18 protein-coding genes and 1 riboswitch are annotated in these 19,305 nt (G+C 68.2%); of the genes, 10 read left to right on the top strand and 8 right to left on the bottom strand.

Annotated elements, in window-relative coordinates:
• Positions 1 to 103: 103 nt before the first annotated feature.
• The 3 genes from KVS69_RS09760 to KVS69_RS09770 form a co-directional block, all read right to left on the bottom strand.
• Positions 104 to 1,192, bottom strand: a complete 1,089-nt coding sequence (locus KVS69_RS09760) for an alpha/beta hydrolase (RefSeq protein WP_217537909.1) — start codon at positions 1,190 to 1,192, stop codon at positions 104 to 106.
• Positions 1,193 to 1,584: 392 nt separating this feature from the next.
• Positions 1,585 to 3,084, bottom strand: a complete 1,500-nt coding sequence (locus tag KVS69_RS09765) for a HAMP domain-containing sensor histidine kinase (RefSeq protein WP_217537910.1) — start codon at positions 3,082 to 3,084, stop codon at positions 1,585 to 1,587.
• The gene (locus KVS69_RS09770) at positions 3,081 to 3,803 is read right to left on the bottom strand and encodes a response regulator transcription factor (RefSeq protein ID WP_093532899.1); all 723 of its coding nucleotides are present in this window, start codon (positions 3,801 to 3,803) and stop codon (positions 3,081 to 3,083) included. Before KVS69_RS09770 ends, KVS69_RS09765 begins: the two co-directional genes overlap by 4 nt.
• Before the next feature lie 146 nt (positions 3,804 to 3,949).
• Here KVS69_RS09770 and msrB point away from each other — a divergent pair, with 146 nt between their 5' ends.
• The 4 genes from msrB (at position 3,950) to KVS69_RS09790 (ending at position 8,620) form a co-directional block, all read left to right on the top strand.
• Positions 3,950 to 4,489, top strand: a complete 540-nt coding sequence (msrB, locus tag KVS69_RS09775; RefSeq protein WP_217537911.1) for a peptide-methionine (R)-S-oxide reductase MsrB — start codon at positions 3,950 to 3,952, stop codon at positions 4,487 to 4,489.
• 53 nt (positions 4,490 to 4,542) lie between these two features.
• Positions 4,543 to 6,321: a cytochrome c biogenesis protein DipZ gene (locus KVS69_RS09780; protein WP_217537912.1), complete on the top strand. Its 1,779-nt coding sequence runs from the start codon at positions 4,543 to 4,545 to the stop codon at positions 6,319 to 6,321.
• Positions 6,322 to 6,335: 14 nt separating this feature from the next.
• Positions 6,336 to 7,073 carry a peptide-methionine (S)-S-oxide reductase MsrA gene (gene msrA, locus KVS69_RS09785; protein WP_095364671.1) on the top strand — a complete coding sequence of 246 codons (738 nt, stop codon included), beginning with the start codon at positions 6,336 to 6,338 and terminating at the stop codon, positions 7,071 to 7,073.
• Between the two features lie 101 nt (positions 7,074 to 7,174).
• On the top strand, positions 7,175 to 8,620 hold the full coding sequence (locus KVS69_RS09790; protein ID WP_217537913.1) for a PLP-dependent aminotransferase family protein: 1,446 nt from the start codon (positions 7,175 to 7,177) through the stop codon (positions 8,618 to 8,620).
• Positions 8,621 to 8,623: 3 nt separating this feature from the next.
• Here the strand turns inward: KVS69_RS09790 and bioD are convergent, their stop codons facing one another.
• Positions 8,624 to 9,307: a dethiobiotin synthase gene (gene bioD / locus KVS69_RS09795; protein ID WP_217537914.1), complete on the bottom strand. Its 684-nt coding sequence runs from the start codon at positions 9,305 to 9,307 to the stop codon at positions 8,624 to 8,626.
• Between the two features lie 86 nt (positions 9,308 to 9,393).
• Between bioD and KVS69_RS09800 the strand changes: the two genes are divergently transcribed.
• Both KVS69_RS09800 and KVS69_RS09805 read left to right on the top strand, forming a co-directional pair.
• A complete protein-coding gene (locus KVS69_RS09800) occupies positions 9,394 to 9,876 on the top strand; it encodes a GAF domain-containing protein (protein WP_217537915.1) in 483 nt (160 codons plus the stop codon).
• Positions 9,873 to 10,238 (top strand): TfoX/Sxy family protein, encoded by a 366-nt coding sequence (locus tag KVS69_RS09805; protein ID WP_217537916.1) that lies wholly within the window; start codon positions 9,873 to 9,875, stop codon positions 10,236 to 10,238. Before KVS69_RS09800 ends, KVS69_RS09805 begins: the two co-directional genes overlap by 4 nt.
• A gap of 35 nt (positions 10,239 to 10,273) precedes the next feature.
• Here KVS69_RS09805 and KVS69_RS09810 read toward each other — a convergent pair whose 3' ends face one another.
• Positions 10,274 to 10,870 carry a histidine phosphatase family protein gene (locus KVS69_RS09810; protein WP_217537917.1) on the bottom strand — a complete coding sequence of 199 codons (597 nt, stop codon included), beginning with the start codon at positions 10,868 to 10,870 and terminating at the stop codon, positions 10,274 to 10,276.
• A 94-nt stretch (positions 10,871 to 10,964) separates the two neighbouring features.
• Positions 10,965 to 11,189, top strand: a riboswitch (cobalamin riboswitch).
• A gap of 120 nt (positions 11,190 to 11,309) precedes the next feature.
• On the opposite strand from KVS69_RS09810, the gene btuB reads away from it, so the two are divergent.
• The gene (gene btuB / locus KVS69_RS09815; RefSeq protein ID WP_217537918.1) at positions 11,310 to 13,151 is read left to right on the top strand and encodes a TonB-dependent vitamin B12 receptor; all 1,842 of its coding nucleotides are present in this window, start codon (positions 11,310 to 11,312) and stop codon (positions 13,149 to 13,151) included.
• A gap of 254 nt (positions 13,152 to 13,405) precedes the next feature.
• On the opposite strand, the gene gph is transcribed toward btuB, so the two are convergent.
• Entirely contained in the window at positions 13,406 to 14,056 is a 651-nt protein-coding gene (gph, locus tag KVS69_RS09820) for a phosphoglycolate phosphatase (RefSeq protein WP_217537919.1), read from the bottom strand.
• Between the two features lie 83 nt (positions 14,057 to 14,139).
• Entirely contained in the window at positions 14,140 to 15,042 is a 903-nt protein-coding gene (locus KVS69_RS09825) for a LysR family transcriptional regulator (RefSeq protein ID WP_068848988.1), read from the bottom strand.
• Positions 15,043 to 15,139: 97 nt separating this feature from the next.
• On the opposite strand from KVS69_RS09825, the gene KVS69_RS09830 reads away from it, so the two are divergent.
• On the top strand, positions 15,140 to 15,778 hold the full coding sequence (locus KVS69_RS09830) for an NAD(P)H-binding protein (protein ID WP_217537920.1): 639 nt from the start codon (positions 15,140 to 15,142) through the stop codon (positions 15,776 to 15,778).
• A 427-nt stretch (positions 15,779 to 16,205) separates the two neighbouring features.
• On the opposite strand, the gene dinB is transcribed toward KVS69_RS09830, so the two are convergent.
• A complete protein-coding gene (gene dinB / locus KVS69_RS09835; protein ID WP_093535584.1) occupies positions 16,206 to 17,273 on the bottom strand; it encodes a DNA polymerase IV in 1,068 nt (355 codons plus the stop codon).
• Between the two features lie 219 nt (positions 17,274 to 17,492).
• Between dinB and fabA the strand changes: the two genes are divergently transcribed.
• Together fabA and fabB are read left to right on the top strand one after the other, a co-directional pair.
• On the top strand, positions 17,493 to 18,008 hold the full coding sequence (gene fabA, locus KVS69_RS09840; RefSeq protein ID WP_093535600.1) for a 3-hydroxyacyl-[acyl-carrier-protein] dehydratase FabA: 516 nt from the start codon (positions 17,493 to 17,495) through the stop codon (positions 18,006 to 18,008).
• Positions 18,008 to 19,216 (top strand): beta-ketoacyl-ACP synthase I, encoded by a 1,209-nt coding sequence (fabB, locus tag KVS69_RS09845; protein WP_068848982.1) that lies wholly within the window; start codon positions 18,008 to 18,010, stop codon positions 19,214 to 19,216. The genes fabA and fabB overlap by 1 nt, the downstream gene beginning before the upstream one ends.
• Positions 19,217 to 19,305 lie beyond the last annotated feature (89 nt).

Raw genomic sequence — 19,305 nt, forward strand, 5'->3', positions numbered from 1 at the left:
CGGAACGAAGAGCAGCCGGCCAACGGCCGGGGCTACGAATTTTTACGGGCCCATTGGGATTGGGATCAATCGACCAGCGCATCCGGATGCATGGTCGCGGTGGTTACCGCGCGAGCGGGCGCACGATCTGCACCAGGCTCAACAGCGTCTTGCCCGGCTCTTCCCACGGGACCATGTGCGCCGAATGTTCGAACCACACGCCCTGCTTGTAGGGCGCCTGCACGGTGTTCAACCAGCGCTCGGTCGGCGCGGTGGGCGTGGTGTAGTCGTGGCGGCCCATGAACATCACCACCGGGATCGGGAAGCGGGTGATCGGGTTGAAATCCACCTTCAGCATCTGCGGCAGCAACGGCCCCAGCGACAGCACGCTGCCCTTGTCGATGTTGCAGCGGTCTGCGTCCGTGTAGTCGGGCGAGAGCCTGGCCGCGCCGAAGTAATACTTCGAGTCATCGCGGTAGGCCGTCAGCCCCCCGTAGTACTGCGGCCACGTGCGCGCGGTAATGATCCGCTCGCGCGTGATCGGCGTGTTGCCCGGGTACGGCGCGATCGCCTCCAGTTCGGCCACCGCCTTGGCGTTGCCGTGTGCCTTCGCCTGCGCCAGCCCGTAATCGAAACTGATCTTCTCGTTCTCCACCTGGTTGATGATCTGCCCGATCCCCACGTACGCGTGGAACAGATCCGGCCGCTTCAACGCCGCCTGCATCGCCACGATCGTGCCCCAGCTGTGCGCCATCAGAATCACCTTGCGCTGGCCCAGTTGCGTGCGCAGGTGCTCGGCCACCTCGATGGCATCTTCCACGTAGCGTTCAATGGTCAGCGTCGGCGCGATCGCGTCCGGCGACGCCTCCGCGTAGGTCTTGCCTGCACCGCGCTGGTCCCAGTCCACCACCGTGAAGTACTCCTCCAGTGGTCGCTGGAACTGCCACACGCTCGGCGTCACCGGGCTGGCCGGGCCACCGTGCACGAACAGGATCACCGGGTTGGCCCGGTCCTCGCCGCGGATGGTGAGCCACTGCTTCACCCCGCCGATCGGCGTGGCGTACTGTTCCTGGATGCCGTTCGGCGTGGTGATCCGCTGCAGGTCGCGTACCACCGCGCGCGCCGGTTCCAGCGCCGAGGTGTCCGGGCAGGATTGGGCGAATGCAGACGGGGTGACGGACAGCAGCAGGGTCAAGCAGACGAGTGCGCGCATGAAACCTCCGGATGTGCGGGGCCTGTGGTGGGTTGATCCCAATCTACGGACGTTACGTAATAATTCGTAGCCCCGGCCGTTGGCCGGACACCGCGCGCAGCGCGGCCCAAGCATCCGTAGCACGGTATGCCGTCGCCGCGGCCCTGCATCCGGGTGTCAGCCCAGAACGAAACCGTGTATCAGGCGCCATGAACGCCTGACGGCTTCTTCGGAACGTGTAAACGTCGGGATGATGGCCGCGAGCAATACGCAACCGGCTTCGGACGCTTGGGCCGCGCTGCGCGCGGTGTCCGGCCAACGGCCGGGGCTACGAATTGTTGCGTGCCCATTGGGATCGGGATTAACCAACCATGGGCCCGGAACCGTTACGGGCCCATTGGGATCTGGATCAATCAACCTTGGGCTCCGGATACATTCCCGGCAGACCCCCATGCACTCGGCAGCGAGAACACGAACAACGCGCCCTCGCGGCTGTCCAGCAGCTGGATCTCACGCTGGTGCAGCTGCAGGATGCGGTGCACGATCAGCAGGCCCAGCCCGCCGCTGTCCGGCCGCTGGCTCCCGAATGCCGGGGGCGTGTGGAACAGGTCCTCGCGCCGCGCCGCCGGAATGCCTGGGCCGGTGTCGGCCACGCTGACCTGCACCTCGCCCCGCGCCGCCTGCAGCGTCACCGTGATCCGGCCGCCCTCAGGCGTGTGCCGGATCGCATTGTCCAGCAGGTTGGTCAGCACCCGCTCGATCAGCGCCAGGTCCGCGTCCACGGCCGGCAGGCCAGGTGGAATGTCAGCCGCCAGCGTCTGCCGGCGCGCCTGCGCGGCCAGCTCGAATTTCTGGAAGACGTCCTGCACCAGGTCCGGCAGCGAGAACGCCTGGCGGTCCAGCACCACCCCGCCGTGTTCCAGCCGCGCCAGCTCGAACAGCGCCTGGGCCAGCCGGCCCACCTTGTGGCTCTGCGACAGCGCGATGCCCAGGTAGCGCTGGCGCTCTTCGGCGCTGAGCGTGGCGTCCTTCAGCGCCAGCGTTTCCAGGTAGCCGTGCAGCGACGACAACGGCGTGCGCAGGTCGTGCGAGATGTTGGCCACCAGCTCGCGCCGCTGCAGGTCCTGCTGGCGCAGCTGCTGCCACTGCTCGCCCAGGCGCTGGCCCATGTGCCCGAAGCTGTGCTGCAGGATCGCCAGCTCATCGCGCTCACCCGCGCGCAGCGGCGTGGGCGGCAACGCCTGCGCCGGCGCCGCCGCATCCACGTCGAACGACTGCACGCGTCGCGTGAGCTGGCGCAGCGGCCGGGTCACCCAGCGGAACGCCACCGCACCGGCCAGCAGCCCGATGCCGGCCACGATCGCCAGCGACCACAGCGTGGTGCGCAGCGTGGCATTGGCCGCGATGTTGGCCGCCAGCGCCTCACGCTGTTCGCCCACCAGCACCACGTAGATGTAGCCGGCCTGGCGCCCCTGCACGAACAGCGGGGCGGCGTTGAACACCTTGCGCCCGCGCGCGCTGCGCGGGTCATCGCCGAGGATCGGCAGCGGCTCATCGCGCAGCAGCGCCTGCACCGGCGCCAGGTCCACGCGGTCGCGCTTGAGGTGGCCGGTGGGCGCATCGTGGCCGAGGATGCGGCCCTGGTCGTCCAGCAGGTACACCTCCACGCTGGGATTGACCGCCATCAGCTTGCCGAACAGCGCGCGCACCTCGCCGGTGCGCATGCCGCCACCGTCCATCAGCTCGCCGCTGCGCGCGATGTGCTCGGCCAGCCCGCGCGACAGCCGCTGTACGGTTTCCTGCTCGTGCAGGCTGGTGCTGCGCATCTGGATCGCCATCAGCGCGCCGCAGCACACCAGCAGCAGCGCGAAGAACGCCACCGACAACCGCTGCGACAACGACAACCGGATCATGCCGCTGCACCCTCGTTGCCATCGACCAGCTTGTAGCCACGGCCCCACACCGTCTGGATGCGCTGCGGCGACGCCGGGTCGCGTTCGATCTTGTTGCGCAGCCGGTTGATGTGCGTGTTGACGGTGTGCTCGTAGCCATCGTGCTGGTAGCCCCACACCTGGTTGAGCAGGTCCATGCGCGAATACACCTGGCCGGGGTGGCGGGCGAAGAAGTACAGCAGGTCGAACTCGCGCGGGGTCAGCTCCAGCGCGCGCCCTTCCACCTGCGCGGTGCGCGCCACCGGGTCGATGCGCAGCCCGGCCACCGCCAGTTCACCGGCATCGATGCGCGCGTTCTGCGCCATCGCTTCCACCCGGCGCAGCAGCGCCTTGACCCGCGCCACCAGTTCCAGCATCGAAAAGGGCTTGGCCAGGTAATCGTCCGCGCCCAGTTCCAGGCCCAGGATGCGGTGCACTTCGCTGGCGCGTGCGCTGGTGATGATGATCGGGGTGTAGCGCGCCATGCCGCGCGCGCGCCGGCAGATTTCCAGGCCATCCACGCCGGGCAGCATCAGGTCCAGGACCAGCGCCGACCACGGCTGCGCCTCCAGCAGGGCCAGGCCCTCGTCGCCGGTAGCGGCATGGGTGACCTCATAGCCCTCGTCGCGCAGGTGCATGCGCAGCAGGTTGGCGATGTGGACATCGTCTTCGACGATCAGGACGCGCTTGGCACTGCTCATTGGCACGGTGACGGGCAGCAGGAAGGTGAACGCATTGTGGCCAGATCCGGACCTGAATGTGTCACGGAAAATTTAACCCTGCGTGAGGATTCGTTGACCGGCCCGGGCGCAGCATGGCCCCATCGTTTCCAGACCGGGAGATCGCCATGCGTTGTACCCGTCGCAGACTGCTCGGCATGGGCGCCATCGGCGCCGCGGCCGGCCTGTTCGGTTTGACCGCCTGCAGTGGGTCGGCCCCCGCCGCACCCGCACCCACGCGCCGCTTCGAGGTGATGCGCACCGACGCGCAGTGGCGCGAACAGCTCAGCTCGGCGCAGTACGCCGTGCTGCGCCGGCAAAGCACCGAGCGCCCCTTCAGCAGCCCACTCAACAAGGAGCACCGGCGCGGCACCTTCACCTGTGCCGGGTGCGCGCTGCCGTTGTTCTCCTCGTCCACCAAGTTCGACAGCGGCACCGGCTGGCCCAGCTTCTGGGCGCCGCTGCACGATGCCGTTGGCGAGGACCGCGACACCACGTTGGGCATGCTGCGCGTGGAAGCGCATTGCCGGCGCTGTGGTGGCCACCTGGGCCATGTGTTCGATGACGGCCCGCGCCCGACCGGGCTGCGTTACTGCATGAACGGCGTGGCGATGAACTTCGTCGCCGCTGACGAAGAGACACGCGTGCGGATACCCAACCGCACGTAACGCCGATAAAGCAGCCGGGCAGGACCCGGCGCTACCCCGATAAGGAACGTTCGATGATCCTGCTTGTACTTGCCTACCTGGGCGGTGTGTTGACCATTCTCAGCCCGTGCATCCTGCCGGTGCTGCCGTTCGTGTTTGCCCGTTCGGACCGTCCGTTCCTGCGCAGCGGCCTGCCGCTGCTGATCGGCATGGCGCTGATGTTCGCGGTGGTGGCCAGCCTGGCGGCGGTGGGCAGCCAGTGGGTGGCGCAGGCCAACCAGATCGGGCGCTGGATCGCGCTGGTGGTGATGGCGCTGTTCGCGCTCGCGCTGCTGTGGCCGGCCCTGGCCGACCGCCTGCTGTCGCCGTTCCAGCGGCTGGGCGCACGGCTCAGTGCGTCAGCAGACAAGGCCACCGACGCCGGGCGCGGCGGGGTGGGCACCTCGCTGCTGATCGGCGTGGCCACCGGCCTGCTGTGGGCGCCGTGCGCCGGCCCGATCCTTGGGCTGATCCTCACCGGCGCTGCCCTGCAGGGTGCCAGCGTGGGCACCAGCGGGTTGCTGCTGGCGTATGCCCTGGGCGCGGCCACCTCGCTGGCACTGGCGATCTGGATTGGCGGGCGCGTGTTCACCGCGCTGAAGCGGCGGCTGGGCGCGGGCGAGTGGATCCGCCGCGCGTTGGGCGTGGCCGCACTGCTGGCAGTGGTGGCCATTGCGATGGGCTGGGACACCGGCGTGCTCACCCGGTTGTCGTCGGTCAGCACCGCGCGGCTGGAACAGGGCCTGCTCGATACGCTGCCCGGCCAGGCGCCTGACGCCGGTCCCGCGATGATGATGCGCGCCGCCGATGCAACGGCCGGTGCCGAGCTCCCGGTGGAAGGCACCCTGCCTTCGCTGGACGGTGCCACCGGCTGGCTCAACAGCCCGCCGCTGACCGCCGAAGGCCTGCGCGGCAAGGTGGTGCTGGTCGATTTCTGGACCTATTCCTGCATCAACTGCCTGCGCGCCCTGCCCTACGTGCGGGAGTGGGAACAGCGTTACCGCGACCAAGGCCTGGTGGTGATCGGCGTGCATGCCCCGGAGTTCGCCTTCGAGCGCAACCTGGGCAACGTGCAGCGTGCGGTGAAGGAACTGAAGATCGACTACCCGGTGGCGATCGACAATGAGTTCGCGATCTGGCGCGGCTTCAACAACCGCTATTGGCCGGCGCACTACTTCATCGACGCGCAGGGCCGCATCCGTGCGCACCACTTCGGTGAAGGCAACTACGCGCAGTCCGAACGGATCATCCGCCAACTGCTGCGCGAAGCCGGTGCCAAGCTGCCCGAGGAGCCCGCACAGGCCATGGCGATGGCCGCCAGTGCACCGCGCGCGGGCGTGGAACTGCAGGCCGACATGTCCAACCTCAAATCGCCGGAGACGTACCTCGGGTACTCGCGCGCGGAAAACTTCGCCTCGCCGGACGGCCAGCGCCGCGACGCACCCGCCGATTACACGCTGCCGTCGACGTTCGCGTTGAACCAGTGGGCCTTGTCCGGGCGCTGGACGGTGGGTAACGAAGACGCGCAGCTGCAACGCGCCGGCGGTCGTATCGCGTTCCGCTTCCACGCCCGCGACCTGCACCTGGTGCTGGCACCGGGTGCGGACGGCAAGCCGGTGCGGTTCCGGGTGCGCATCGACGGCCAGCCGCCCGGCGCCTCGGCCGGTGGCGATGTCGGCGCCGACGGCAGCGGCACGGTCAACGAGCACCGCCTGTACCAGCTGGTCCGCCAGTCCGGCGACGTTGGCGAACGCACGTTCGAGATCGAGTTCCTCGATCCGGGTGTGCACGCCTATGCCTTCACCTTCGGTTGAACCAGGAGAACCCCATGCGCGTTTCCTTCGACAAACTGGTGGCCGGCGGCATTGCCGCCGCCGTTGCCGCGCTGACCATCAGTGCAGTGGTCAGCCTGGACCGCCCCGCATATGCCGCACCGGCCGAAGCGGTGGTGGCGGTGCCGGCGCCGGCGGGTGCGGCCGATCCGAAGCTGCCCGGCAAGCGCGCGCAGGTGGTGTTCGCCGGCGGCTGCTTCTGGGGCGTGCAGGGCGTGTTCCAGCACATCAAGGGCGTGGACAATGCGGTCTCCGGCTACATCGGCGGGCGCCCGGCCGACGCGAACTATTCGCGCGTCAGTAGCGGTGGCACCGACCATGCCGAAGCGGTGCAGGTCACCTACGATCCCAGCCAGGTCAGCTACGGCCAGTTGATGCAGGTGTTCTTCTCGGTGGCGCACGATCCCACCCAGCTCAATCGCCAAGGCCCGGACCGCGGCACGCAGTACCGTTCGGCGGTGTTCGCCGACGATGCCGCGCAGCGCGATGCCACCCGCGCCTACATCGCGCAGCTGCAGAAGGCACGCGCGTATGCGGCGCCGGTGGTAACCACCGTGGACGGAGGCAAGCCGTTCGTTGCGGCCGAGGGCTACCACCAGAACTACCTGACGCTGCATCCGGAGTCGTTGTACATCCGCATCAATGATCAGCCGAAGGTGGCGGCGCTGCAGCGGATGTACCCGCAGCTGTACCGCGAGAAGCCGAGGCTGGTCTCGACCTTGTCAGCGAGGTAACCGATGCGACGGCGGTAGCGGCCGACCGTTGGTCGGTCTTCGCCGCGGGGACGCCAGGTTGCAAGGCATCCAGGGTACAGCGCACCATGCTGGCGACCCTCATGGTTACAGATTCCATGGCCGCCAACCTCTACCAATCCCTGGCCGACGAACTGGCCGACGCCATCCACAGCGGCCGCCTGCCGGCCGGTGCGCGCCTGCCGTCCCTGCGCGGCCTGGCCGCGCAGCGCCAGCTCAGCTTGAACACGGTCATTGCCGCCTACCGGCAGCTGGAGGACGCCGGGCTGGTGATGCCGCGACCCAAGGCCGGGTTCGTGGTCAGCGCGCGCCTGCCCGAACCGACCCGCTCGCTGCGCCAGGCCCCGGCGCTGGCCACCACCCAGGCCCAGCAGCTGATGATGGCGCGCGTGCTGGAGGCGCAGCGGCAGCCGGGCATCGTCGACCTGGCCTTCGCCGGTCCGCGCGGCGAGCGCTTCTACCCCGCCGCACGGCTGGCCCGTGCCACCGCACAGGTACTGCGGCGCACCCCGGCGATGGTGCGCACCTACGCGCGTCCCAACGGGGCCAGGCGACTGTTGGAGCAGATCGTGCGGCGCGGCCCGCGGCTGGGCCTGCACACCACGGTGGAGCGGCTGGTGCTCACCCATGGCGCGATGGAAGCGCTGCAGCTGGCCCTGCGTGCGGTGACCCGGCCGGGCGATGCGGTCGGCATCGAAGCCCCCTCCTATTTCAACCTGTACCCATTGTTGGCCAACCTGGGCCTGAAGGCGATCGAGCTGCCCACCGACCCGCGCGAGGGGCTGGACGTGGATGCGGTGGAAGCGCAGCTGCAGGAAGGCGCACTCGCCGCCATTGTCGCCATGCCCAGCGTGCACAACCCGCTCGGCTGCACCCTGCCGGTAGCGGCCAAGCAGCGCCTGGCGGCACTGGTGAACCAGTACCAGGTACCGCTGATCGAAGATGCGGTCTATGCCGAACTGCAGTACCAGGAGCCGCTGGCCCCGTTGTTGAAGGCATTCGACGAGGACGGTTGGGTGATCGTGGTCAACGGCTTTTCCAAGACGCTCGCACCGGATTACCGGATCGGCTGGCTCGATGGCGGGCGCTTCGCCGCCGACATCCAGCTGCTGAAGTTCCAGTCCACCGGCGCCGAATCGCAGCTGCTGGGCGAGGCGGTTGCCGCGTTCCTGGAAGCGGGCAGCTACGAACACCACCTGCGCGGGCTGCGCCGGCTGTACCGCGAGCAGGTCGGGCGCGTGCGTGCACTGGTGGCCCAGCACTTCCCGCCCGGTACCCTGGCCACCCAGCCCAGCGGCGGTTTCCTGCTGTGGATCGAACTGCCGGCGGGCGTGGACAGCAGCGTGCTGTTCGAACAGGCGCTGGCCGAGGGCGTGGTGTTCATGCCCGGCCAGGTGTATTCGCGCGGCGCCCGCTACCGGCACTGCCTGCGGCTGTCGTGCTGCCAGGACCTGGACGCGCGCTACGTGGGCGCCATTGCCAGCGTCGGCCGGCTGGCCACTGCCCTGCTGGCGCAGGCGCGCGGCTGACCCTCAGCCGAGCAGGTGGCGGGCCAGCTGCGCCGGATCGGCGCCCGGTGCGAACGGCAGCCGCCCCCAGAACGGCATCGGCAGCCGCGCGCGCAGCAGCGCCACGTTGTCGTCGATGCGCTCCATCTGCGGGTCCACCTCGTTGGCGATCCAGCCGATGCAGGTTGCGCCGCTGGCGCTGATCGCCTGCGCGGTCAGCCGCGCGTGGTTGAGACAGCCCAGCCGCAGGCCCACCACCATCACCACCGGCAGCTGCAGCGCCTGCACCAGGTGCGACTGGTCCAACGAGGCGGACAGCGGTGCCAGCCAGCCGCCCACGCCTTCCACCACCACGGTGTCGGCCTGCGCGCGCAGCCGGGCGAACGCCGCCTCGATCGGATCCAGTGACAGCGTCACCCCCGCCGCCTCGGCGGCCAGTTCCGGGGCCAGCGGCAGCGGCAACGCGTAGGGGTTGAGGTCGGCATAGGCCGGGGCCGGGTCGCTGGCGGCCAGCAGCGCGGTGGCATCCTCGTTGCGCAGGCCGTCGGCGGTCTGCTCGCAGCCGCTGGCCACCGGCTTCATGCCCACCGCGCGGTGCCCGCGTTGGCGCAGCGCGTGCAGCAGGGCGCAGCTGCTGAAGGTCTTGCCGATGCCGGTATCGGTACCGGTGACGTAGAACGCGGCGGGCGGGGCAGAAAGCGATGACATGGCCGGACCGATGAACAGGGGCGCCCATTATCAGCGTTCCGCCGCCGGTGGGTCCGGCCGCCGGCCGCGCTTGCTAGACTGCGGCCATGTTCGATACTTCAACGCTCACCGGCAGCAAGCCGGAACAGTACGGCCAGCTGCTGGCCCAGGCCCGTGCCCTGGTGCACGGTGAACGCGACCGCATTGCCAATGCCGCCAACCTGTCAGCGCTGGTCTACCACGCGCTGCCGCAGCTGAACTGGGTGGGTTTCTACCTGTTTGATGGCACTGAACTGGTGGTCGGCCCGTTCCAGGGCCTGCCGGCCTGCGTGCGCATTCCGCTGGACAAGGGTGTGTGCGGCGCGGCCGCCTCGCAGCGGGTAACCCAACGCATCGAGGACGTGGATGCCTTCCCGGGCCACATCGCCTGTGATTCGGCCTCGCGATCGGAACTGGTGGTGCCCCTGGTCCACGGCGACACCCTGATCGGCGTGTTCGACCTGGACAGCCCGGTGCTGGCCCGTTTCGATGCCGATGACCAGGCCGGGCTGGAAGCCATTGCGGCGGTGTTCATCGAGGCCCTGGGATGAGGGCCAAGCTGCGCAACATCGGCCCCAAGAGCGCGGCCTGGCTGCGCCAGGTCGGTCTGCGCACTGCCGAAGACCTGGCCGCGGCCGGGTCGGTGGGGGCGTTCGTGAAGGTACGCCGCGCCGGCTTCAAACCGAGCCTCAACCTGCTCTACTCGCTCGAAGGCGCGCTGCAGGACTGCCACTGGCAGGAACTGCCCGAAGCGCGCCGCGCCGAGCTGGTGGCCGAATACGACGCGATCATCGCCGACAAGCCGCTGAAGAAGGCGCCGCCGGCCTCGGGCCCGGTGTATGACCGCACCGTGGCCAACGATGACGAAGGCGACGAAGCACCCTTCGCGTTGGACAACGAAGACCGGACGTAGAGCCACGCCCTGCGTGGCTGCGCGCGGTGCCTGGTTCAGTCAGCCACGCACGGCGTGGCTCTACGCAGCTCCAGTAGTTCCCCCCACAGCTCCCCATCGTCCCGCTCCACCCGCAGCTGCAGCCGCGTACCGTGGTCGATGCGCAGCGCCCAGCACATCGCCATCGGCAGCCCGCACACCTGCGACAGCACCATCCGCAACGGACCGCCATGGCTGACCACCAGCGTGGGCACCGGCTCGGTCTCATCCAGCAGCCGATGCAATGCGCGCGCGATGCGGCGCTCGAAATGCCCCCAGCTTTCGCCATGCGGCGGCGGGTTCGCATGCGGGTCCAGGTGGAATGCCTGCAGCGCCTGCATCGGCAGCGCCTGCAGCGGCTGGCCGTCCCAGTCGCCGAAATCCAGTTCTTCCCACTCCTCGTCCGCGATCACCTCCAGCCCGCGCGGCAGCGCCAACGCAGCGGCGGTGTCCAGTGCACGCTGGCGCGGTGAACTCAGCACGCGCTGCCACTGCAGGTCGGCATGGCGTGCGCAGATCAGATCGATGCCCTGCACGTCCAGCGGCGGATCGGTACGCCCATCCAGGTGGTCGTCGCGGCCAGTGGCCGCGTGCCGGATCAGGTCCAGGATCATAGGGACTGCAACCACGTCAAAAAGCGAGGCGCATTCTAACCGCTGGCGTCGCACCGCCCGTGCCGGCATTGCGCCGGCCGCCGGGCTTTGCTCTACACTGCGCCCACTTTCAGGTGACCTGCGGCGCAAGCCGGCAGGTTGAAACGGGAAGCCGGTGACGCAACAGGTCCTGCCTGCTGCCATTCCGGCGCTGCCCCCGCAACGGTAAGTGTGGAAGCCAGGCAACATGCCACTGTGCGCAAGCATGGGAAGGCGCCTGGCGCGATGGTCCGCCATCGGCCCGCGAGCCCGGAGACCGGCCTGGAAGACGACTGGTTGCGATGCGGCGGGCATGGCGGCGGCAAGCGGCGCCGTACCTGCGCCCGCCCACCGTCCCTGCCCCCGTTGACCGCCTCCCACAACCTTGCCGCGCGGGCGTGCGCGGTGTTTGGAGTCAACGATGAAGCTGCAGATCCGCCTTCTTTCCCTGGCCGTACTCTCGGCGCTGCCCGGTGTGGCCGCCGCACAGGACGATGCCACCGCACTGGACCAGGTGCTGGTGACCGCCACGCGCACCCCGATTGCCCTGCAGGACAGCATCTCGCCGGCGCAGGTGATCGACCGCGCCGAGATCGAGCGCAGCCAGGCGCCGTCGCTGCAGGACCTGCTGCGCGGCCGCGCCGGCATCAACCTCAACAACAGCGGCGGGCTGGGCAAGCAGAGCTCGCTGTTCCTGCGCGGCACCAATTCGGCCCACACCCTGGTGCTGGTCGATGGCGTGCGCATCAACACCGGCGACCTTGGCCTGGCCATGCTGCAGGACCTGCCGCTGGCGCAGATCGAACGCGTGGAAATCGTGCGCGGCCCGCAGTCCAGCCTGTACGGTGCGGACGCGATCGGCGGCGTGATCCAGATCTTCACCCGACGCAATGCCGGCGACTTCGCCCCCCACCTGCAACTGGGCGGCGGCAGCAACGGCCTGCGCGAAGCCAGCGGCGGCTTCGGCGGCACCGGCGCGCGCGGCTGGTTCGGCACCGATATCGCCTACCAGCACACCGACGGCATCAACTCCTGCAACGGTGATCCAGTCACCTTCGCCGGCTGCGGCGCCAACGAACCCGACCGCGACGGATACCGCAACCTGTCGATGAGCCTGCGCGGCGGCTACACGCTGACCGACAGCCTGAGCGTGGAAGGCACCGCGCTGCGCGCCGAAGGCGAGAACCACTACGACGGCTACTACAACTACTCCGAAACCCTGCAGCAGGTGTTGGGCGGCAAGGTCCGCTACACGCCGAGCGAGCGCTTCACCCTGACCGCCAACGTCGGCCGTGCCGACAACGAGTCGGACAACTACAACGACGACACCTGGCTGGGCGCCGCGCAGACCCACCGCGACAGCGCCTCGGTGCAGGCCGACGTGGGCATCGCCGACGGCCAGCTGCTCAGCGCCGGCGTGGACTGGAGCCAGGACAACCTGGACGGCAGCAGCGCGGGCTATCTGGTCGACAGCCGCGACAACACCGGCGTGTTCGTGCAGTACCAAGGCCGCTTCGGCGCGCACCACCTGCAGGCCAGCGTGCGCAACGACGACAACGAACAGTTCGGCAACCACACCACCGGCAGCCTGGGCTGGGGCATGGAACTGGGCAGCGGCTTCCGCCTCAATGCCAGCTACGGCACCGCGTTCAAGGCGCCGACCTTCAGCGACCTGTATGACCCGTGGAGCGGCGTGCCCGGGCTGGATCCCGAGAAATCCAAGAGCGCCAACCTTGGCATCGCCCAGCAGGGCGACAGCTGGCGCTGGGGCCTGGATGTGTATGAAACCCGCATCGATGACCTGATCACCTACGACGCCACCACCTTCATGATGTCGCAGGTGGAAAAGGCGCGGATCCGCGGCGCCGAGCTCACCGGCTCGCTGAGCGTGGCCGGCTTTGACCTCAGCGCACAGCTGAGCCACACCGACCCGCGCAACCGCACCGACGGAAGCGCCCAGTTCGACAACTGGCTGGGCCGCCGCGCGCAGGACACCGCACGCCTGGACATCGACCGCCGCTTCGGAAACTTCCGCGCAGGCGTCACCGCCTTCGGTGCCGGCAAGCGCTACGACAACGCCGACAACAGCGTGCGCCTGGCCGGGTATGGCACCGTGGACCTGCGCCTGGAATACGCGATCAGCCGCGACTGGTCGGTGCTGGGCTGGGTCAGCAACGTGTTCGACCGCGATTACGAAACGGTGGCCTGGTACAACCAGCCGGGCCGCGAGTACCGCCTGAGCGTGCGTTACCAGCCGAAGTAAACCGGCGTTGGCCGGCATCGCAAGGTGCCGGCCAACGGCCGGCGCTACCGGGTGCACGAGCACGGCTCGGCGTCACCGCCGCTCCACCAGCACGGCTCGGCGTCACCGCCGCTCCACGAGCGCGGCTGGGCGTCACCGCCGCTCCACGAGCGCGGCTGGGCGTCACCGCCGCTCCACGAGCACGGCTCGGCGTCACGACCGCTCGACGAGCACGGTAGGTGCCGACCGTTGGTCGGCACGACGCCACGACCGCGCTACAACCCGGGCAACGCCCGCAGGTCGTCCACCACCGCCACCGCGTCCACCGTCGCCAGGTCCAATCCGCGCGGATACCCGTAACGCACCAGCGCCACCGGCATGCCTGCATCCACCGCAGCGCGATAGTCGGTGATCGAATCCCCCACCATCAAGGCGGCCGTGGGGGCCACCCCGAATGCAGCGGCGATATGCCGCAGCGGTACGCCACTGGGCTTGCGCTCGGGCAGTGAATCGCCGCCCAGTACCCTCGCGAAGAACTCCTGCACGCCCAAGTGGGCGAGCAGCGGCGCGACCATGGCCGACGGCTTGTTGGTGCAGATCGCCAGGGTCACGTTACGCGCGCGCAACGCTTCCAGCGCCGGCACCACGCCGTCGTACAGCCGCGGGCTGCGCAGCAGGCACGCTTCATAGTGGCGCATGAAACCGGGCATCACCCGATCCAGATCGATGTCGCTGCGGGCCGCAGTGAAGGCCTGCTCGACAAGGCGGCGCACGCCATCACCGATCCAGGTCAGCACGGTAGCTTCGAGGACGCGCGGCAGCTGCCAGTCTTCCAGCGTGCGGTTGAGCGCCTCGGCGATATCGGCCGCGCTGTCGACCAGCGTGCCGTCCAGATCAAAAATCACCAGCGGGTAGGGATAGGACAAAGGAAAAATCGCCTTCACGTCGTGGGGTGAATGATTGTAGCTACACCCCATGCGTGTCCCACGCGAAGCCGGACCGAGCTGCGTCAGATCCGCGCCAGGAACTCCTCTCCCGCAAACCGTTCCACCAGGAAATCCAGGAAGCTGCGCATCACCGCCGGCAACTGCCGCCGCGACGCATATACCGCATGGATGCCCATCTCCTCCACCTGGTACTCCGGCAACACCTCCACCAGCGCACCCGAACGCAGCAACGGCGCGATCTGGTACGTCGGCAACATCGCAATCCCCGCCCCCGCCCGCACCGCCTCCAGCAACAGCGACGCCTCGTTCGCACTGATGTTGCCGCCCACCGCCACCGAAATCGCACGCCCCTGCCGCTGCAACTGCCACACGCTTTTACCCACGTAGTGATGGGTAAGACAGTTATGCCCCGCCAACCCATCGGCACTGACCGGCGTGCCCCGCTCGGCCAGATACGAAGGCGCCGCGCACAACACCGACCGGCACGGCGCCAGCCACCGCGCGATCAGGCTCGGATCAATCGCCCGCGAAATCCGCACCGCCACATCCACCCGCTCCTCCACCAGGTTCACCACCCGGTCCACCAGCAACAGCTCCACCCGCGTCAACGGATGCCGCCGCACGAACTCCGCCACCGCCGCCGCCAGGTGCAGCTGCCCGAACGACACACTCGCCGTCACCCGCAACACCCCATGCGGCTCCGGGTTGTCGCTGGCCACCTCGCCCTGCAGCTCATCGCCGATGGCCAGCATCTGCCGGAACCGCAGCAGCGCCGCCTCCCCCGGCCCGGTCAGGCTGATCCGCCGCGTGGTCCGGTGCAGCAGCCGCGCCCCCAGCCACGTTTCCACCTCCGCCAGGTATCGCGTCACCATCGCCCGCGACATATCCAGCGCCTCCGCCGCCGCCGTCAGGCTGCCGCGCTCGGCCACCTCCACGAACACCTGCATTGCCGTAAGCCGGTCCATTTGATCGATCCGCGCAACAAATTTGGCCGTTATACGCGGTTTTTCGTCCGCTTTCAGGCGCATATGCTGGCCTTCCTCCCACAACGGACCCTGCCCCATGAAGATCGCCCTCGTCGGTGCCACCGGCAACATCGGCCGTGAAATCACCCGCCAGGCCCTGGCCCGCGGCCACCAGGTCACCGCCATCGTCCGCCGCGACAGCGGCCTGCCCGCCGAACTCGACGGCGCCCAGCTCGCCGTCGCCGCCCTCGACGACACCGACGCCCTGGCCGCCGTCATCGCCGGCCACGACGTCCTCGCCAGCGCCTTCGGCCCGCGCCCCGGCGATGACCCGTCCACCGTCACCACCGTCACCGCAGAACTGGTCAAGGCCGCCCGCCAGGCCGGCGTCCCGCGCTTCCTGATGGTCGGCGGCGCCGGCACCCTCGAAGTCGCCCCCGGCGTACAGCTGGTCGACACCGAAGGCTTCCCCGATGCGTACAAGCCCGTTGCACTCGCCGCGCGCCAGGCGTTCAACCTGCTGCAGAAGGTGGATGACCTCGACTGGACGTTCTATTCGCCGGCGGCTGAAATCGGCCCGGGACCGCAGAAGGGTGGTTTCCGCACGCAGGCCAAGCAGTTCCTGGTTGGCGCCGATGGGCACAGCCGGATCAGTTACGCCGATTACGCCGATGCGTTCGTGAGCGAGATCGAGAAGCCGCAGTACGTGCACACGATTGCGACCGTGGCGTATTGATCGAGAGTGGTGATGCGCGGCGTGTGGTGGTTTTCATGCCCCACCGCGCGTTGCATTGCCATCGGCGGTCGATTGGGATGCGACCCTACCGACCAGCCCGCCACCCACCCGGCATTCGGCCCGGTGACCGGTCACCACCGCGACAGTGCCGCGATCGGTCGGCTCGTCCCACCGACGTGAGAACAGTGCGTTCAAGTTGCCGCCCGCCATCGGTTGCAATGCGCGGTTGCTCCCGCTGTTCATTGGGTGCCAGCCCAGCTTGGGCGGGCCGGCGGGGGCGGGTTGGCGGGACTGTAGAAAACATGGATGTTTTCTACAAGCCCCCAAGGATGGGTTCACGGCGTGTCCCGCCAACCCGCACCCGCCGGCCCGCTACCCGGAGCAGTGAAACGTCGCCGTTGCTGTTGCTGTTGCTGTTGCCGTTGCTTCAGTCAAACAACCCCATCTGGCTCACTGGTTCGCGTTCGCGGAACCCGCCCAAGCCAACGCCCACCAACCGATAACGCGTCTCCGCCGGCAGATCCACGCGCGCGCGCAACGCAAGCGCGATATCGCGCAGCTCCTCCAGCGTTTCCGGCGGCGATTCCGGCGTGAAACTGCGCGTGATGATCCGGAACTGCGACGTCTTCAACTTCAACACCACCGTGTGCCCCACCCGGTCCGTCTTCCGCGTTGCGTTCCACGTCTTGCCCGCCAGCTCCACGATCGCCGGCTCCAACGCCTCCAGTGGCAGATCCTCCGCGAACGTATCCTCCGACGAAATCGACTGCACCGGCTGGTCCGGCTCCACCGGACGCTCATCGATACCGCGCGCACGCCGGTACAGACTCGCACCGAAACTGCCGAAGCGCCCTTCCAGCTCCTCCAGCCGCAACCCACGCAGATCGCCCACCGTCACGATCCCAAGCTCCGACAGCTTGCCCTCCATTACCTTGCCCACCCCCGGCACCCGCTTCACCGGCAGCGGCATCAGGAACTGATCGATCCGGTGCGGTGGCACCACGAACTGCCCGTCCGGCTTGCGCCAATCCGACGCGATTTTCGCCAGGAACTTGTTCGGCGCGATTCCCGCCGACGCCGTCAACTGCGTCTCCTCCCGGATCTGCGTGCGTATCAGCGCCGCGATCTCCGTCGCCACCGTCATCCCGCCCTTGTGCACCGTCACATCCAGGTACGCCTCATCCAGCGACAACGGCTCCACCAGATCCGTATGCCGCAGGAAGATCTCCCGCACCTGCCGCGACACCGCCTTGTAACGCACGAAATCCGGCGGCACGAACACCGCATCCGGGCACAACCGCTCCGCCCGCATCGCCGGCATCGCCGAACGGATCCCGAACACCCGCGCCTCGTACGACGCCGCGCACACCACCGAACGCGCCCCCTTCCACGCCACCACCACCGGCAGCCCCCGCAGCGACGGATTGTCGCGCTGCTCCACCGACGCGTAAAACGCGTCCATGTCGACGTGGATGATCTTGCGTTGTGCGGACACGGCGGAAGCTCAAGGGCCCAAGTGGCGGGAATAGATGAACAAGATTACAGCCACACGCCTGAGTATGGTCTTTTCATAACAACAACATGCGTTTTTCAAGCTGAAAACACTACGCCGGCGTACGGTTAAAACGTTTGATTGAATGGAAATTACTCTGCACTCTTGGGTGCTTTCAACGGCAACAAACCGCCGCCCTCCATCTTCAGGATTGCGTTTTCCATGACTCGTCTCAACGCGTTCTCGCGCGAACAGCTGCTGGCCAGTGCCCGTGGCGAACTGTTCGGGCCGGGCAGCGGTCGCCTGCCCAATGACCCGATGCTGATGTTCGATCGCATCACCGACATCCGCGATGACGGCGGTCCACACGGCAAAGGCTACGTGCGCGCGGAACTGGATATCCGCCCCGACCTGTGGTTCTTCGGCTGCCATTTCATCGGCGACCCGGTGATGCCCGGTTGCCTCGGCCTGGACGCAATGTGGCAGCTCACCGGCTTCTACCTCACCTGGCTGGGCGCGCCCGGCCGTGGCCGCGCACTCGGCTGCGGTGAAGTGAAGTTCACCGGCCAGGTGCTGCCCGACGCAAAGCTTGTCACCTACGAAATCGACATCACCCGCGTCATCAACCGCAAGCTGGTCATGGCGCAGTCCGATGCCCGCATGCTGGTCGACGGCCGCGAAATCTATACCGCCAAAGACCTCCGCGTAGGTCTGTTCACTTCCACCGAGAACTTCTGATGCGTCGCGTCGTCATTACCGGAATGGGCATCACCTCGTGCCTGGGCAACGATCTGGACACCGTCTCCACCGCACTGCGTGAAGGCCGCGCCGGCATCCGCAACCTTCCCGACCACGCCGACGCCGGCCTGCGCAGCCACGTGGGCGGCAACATCGAACTCGACCTGGACGCGCAGATCGACCGCAAGCTCAAGCGCTTCATGAGCGATGCCTCGGCCTACGCCTACATCGCCATGCGCGACGCCATCGCCGATGCCGGCCTCGACGAAGCGCAGGTGGTCAACCCGCGCACCGGCCTGATTGCAGGCTCCGGCGGCGGCTCCAGCCAGTGGCAGGTCGAATCGGCCGACATCCTGCGCGCGCGTGGCGTGCGCAAGGTCGGCCCGTACATGGTGCCGCGCACGATGTGCTCCACCGTCTCGGCCTGCCTGGCCACCGCCTTCCAGATCAAGGGCCTGAGCTACTCACTGTCCGCTGCCTGCGCGACCTCCGCGCACTGCATCGGCGCCGCCGCCGACCTGATCCGGCATGGCGCGCAGGACGTGATGTTCGCCGGTGGCGGTGAAGACCTTCACTGGTCGATGAGCGTCATGTTCGATGCGATGGGCGCGCTGTCCACCCGCTTCAACGACACCCCGGCCACCGCATCGCGCCCGTACGACAAGGACCGCGACGGCTTCGTCATCGCCGGTGGCGGCGGCATGCTGGTGCTGGAAGATTACGACCACGCCGTGGCACGCGGTGCACGCATCTATGCCGAACTGGTGGGCTACGGCGTCACCTCCGACGGTGCCGACATGGTGGCCCCGTCCGGTGAAGGCGCGGTGCGCTGCATGAACATGGCCATGCAGAACCTCAGCGGCCCGATCGACTACCTCAACACGCACGGCACCTCGACCCCGCTGGGCGACGTGACCGAGTTGAAGGCGGTGCGCGAAGTGTTCGGCGAATCGATTCCGCCGCTGTCGTCGACCAAGGCGCTGTCGGGCCATTCGCTGGGTGCGGCCAGCGTGCACGAAGCGATCTACTGCCTGCTGATGATGCGCGATGGTTTCATCGCCGGTTCGGCCAACATCGGCGAACTGGACCCGGCCGTGGAAGGTTTCCCGATCGTGCGCGAGAGCCAGGACAAGCAGTTGAACACGGTGATGTCCAACAGCTTCGGCTTCGGCGGCACCAACGCAGCGCTGGTGTTCGGGCGGGTGTGATTCCGCGCGGCATCGACATGAAAAACCCGGCCACGTGCCGGGTTTTTTGTTGGTTTACGGGCGGAATAATGCGGGTGGAACGGCGTGAG

The sequence above is a fragment of the Stenotrophomonas sp. GbtcB23 genome (assembly GCF_019091045.1).
GTDB lineage: Bacteria > Pseudomonadota > Gammaproteobacteria > Xanthomonadales > Xanthomonadaceae > Stenotrophomonas > Stenotrophomonas rhizophila_A.

Bases quoted from the DNA above. Each gene is read 5' to 3' on its own strand.
- KVS69_RS09760 (WP_217537909.1), bottom strand. From the start codon at position 1,192: ATGCGCGCACTCGTCTGCTTGACCCTGCTGCTGTCCGTCACCCCGTCT.
- KVS69_RS09765 (WP_217537910.1), bottom strand. From the start codon at position 3,084: ATGATCCGGTTGTCGTTGTCGCAGCGGTTGTCGGTGGCGTTCTTCGCG.
- KVS69_RS09770 (WP_093532899.1), bottom strand. From the start codon at position 3,803: ATGAGCAGTGCCAAGCGCGTCCTGATCGTCGAAGACGATGTCCACATC.
- msrB (WP_217537911.1), top strand. From the start codon at position 3,950: ATGCGTTGTACCCGTCGCAGACTGCTCGGCATGGGCGCCATCGGCGCC.
- KVS69_RS09780 (WP_217537912.1), top strand. From the start codon at position 4,543: ATGATCCTGCTTGTACTTGCCTACCTGGGCGGTGTGTTGACCATTCTC.
- msrA (WP_095364671.1), top strand. From the start codon at position 6,336: ATGCGCGTTTCCTTCGACAAACTGGTGGCCGGCGGCATTGCCGCCGCC.
- KVS69_RS09790 (WP_217537913.1), top strand. From the start codon at position 7,175: ATGGTTACAGATTCCATGGCCGCCAACCTCTACCAATCCCTGGCCGAC.
- bioD (WP_217537914.1), bottom strand. From the start codon at position 9,307: ATGTCATCGCTTTCTGCCCCGCCCGCCGCGTTCTACGTCACCGGTACC.
- KVS69_RS09800 (WP_217537915.1), top strand. From the start codon at position 9,394: ATGTTCGATACTTCAACGCTCACCGGCAGCAAGCCGGAACAGTACGGC.
- KVS69_RS09805 (WP_217537916.1), top strand. From the start codon at position 9,873: ATGAGGGCCAAGCTGCGCAACATCGGCCCCAAGAGCGCGGCCTGGCTG.
- KVS69_RS09810 (WP_217537917.1), bottom strand. From the start codon at position 10,870: ATGATCCTGGACCTGATCCGGCACGCGGCCACTGGCCGCGACGACCAC.
- btuB (WP_217537918.1), top strand. From the start codon at position 11,310: ATGAAGCTGCAGATCCGCCTTCTTTCCCTGGCCGTACTCTCGGCGCTG.
- KVS69_RS09825 (WP_068848988.1), bottom strand. From the start codon at position 15,042: ATGGACCGGCTTACGGCAATGCAGGTGTTCGTGGAGGTGGCCGAGCGC.
- KVS69_RS09830 (WP_217537920.1), top strand. From the start codon at position 15,140: ATGAAGATCGCCCTCGTCGGTGCCACCGGCAACATCGGCCGTGAAATC.
- fabA (WP_093535600.1), top strand. From the start codon at position 17,493: ATGACTCGTCTCAACGCGTTCTCGCGCGAACAGCTGCTGGCCAGTGCC.
- fabB (WP_068848982.1), top strand. From the start codon at position 18,008: ATGCGTCGCGTCGTCATTACCGGAATGGGCATCACCTCGTGCCTGGGC.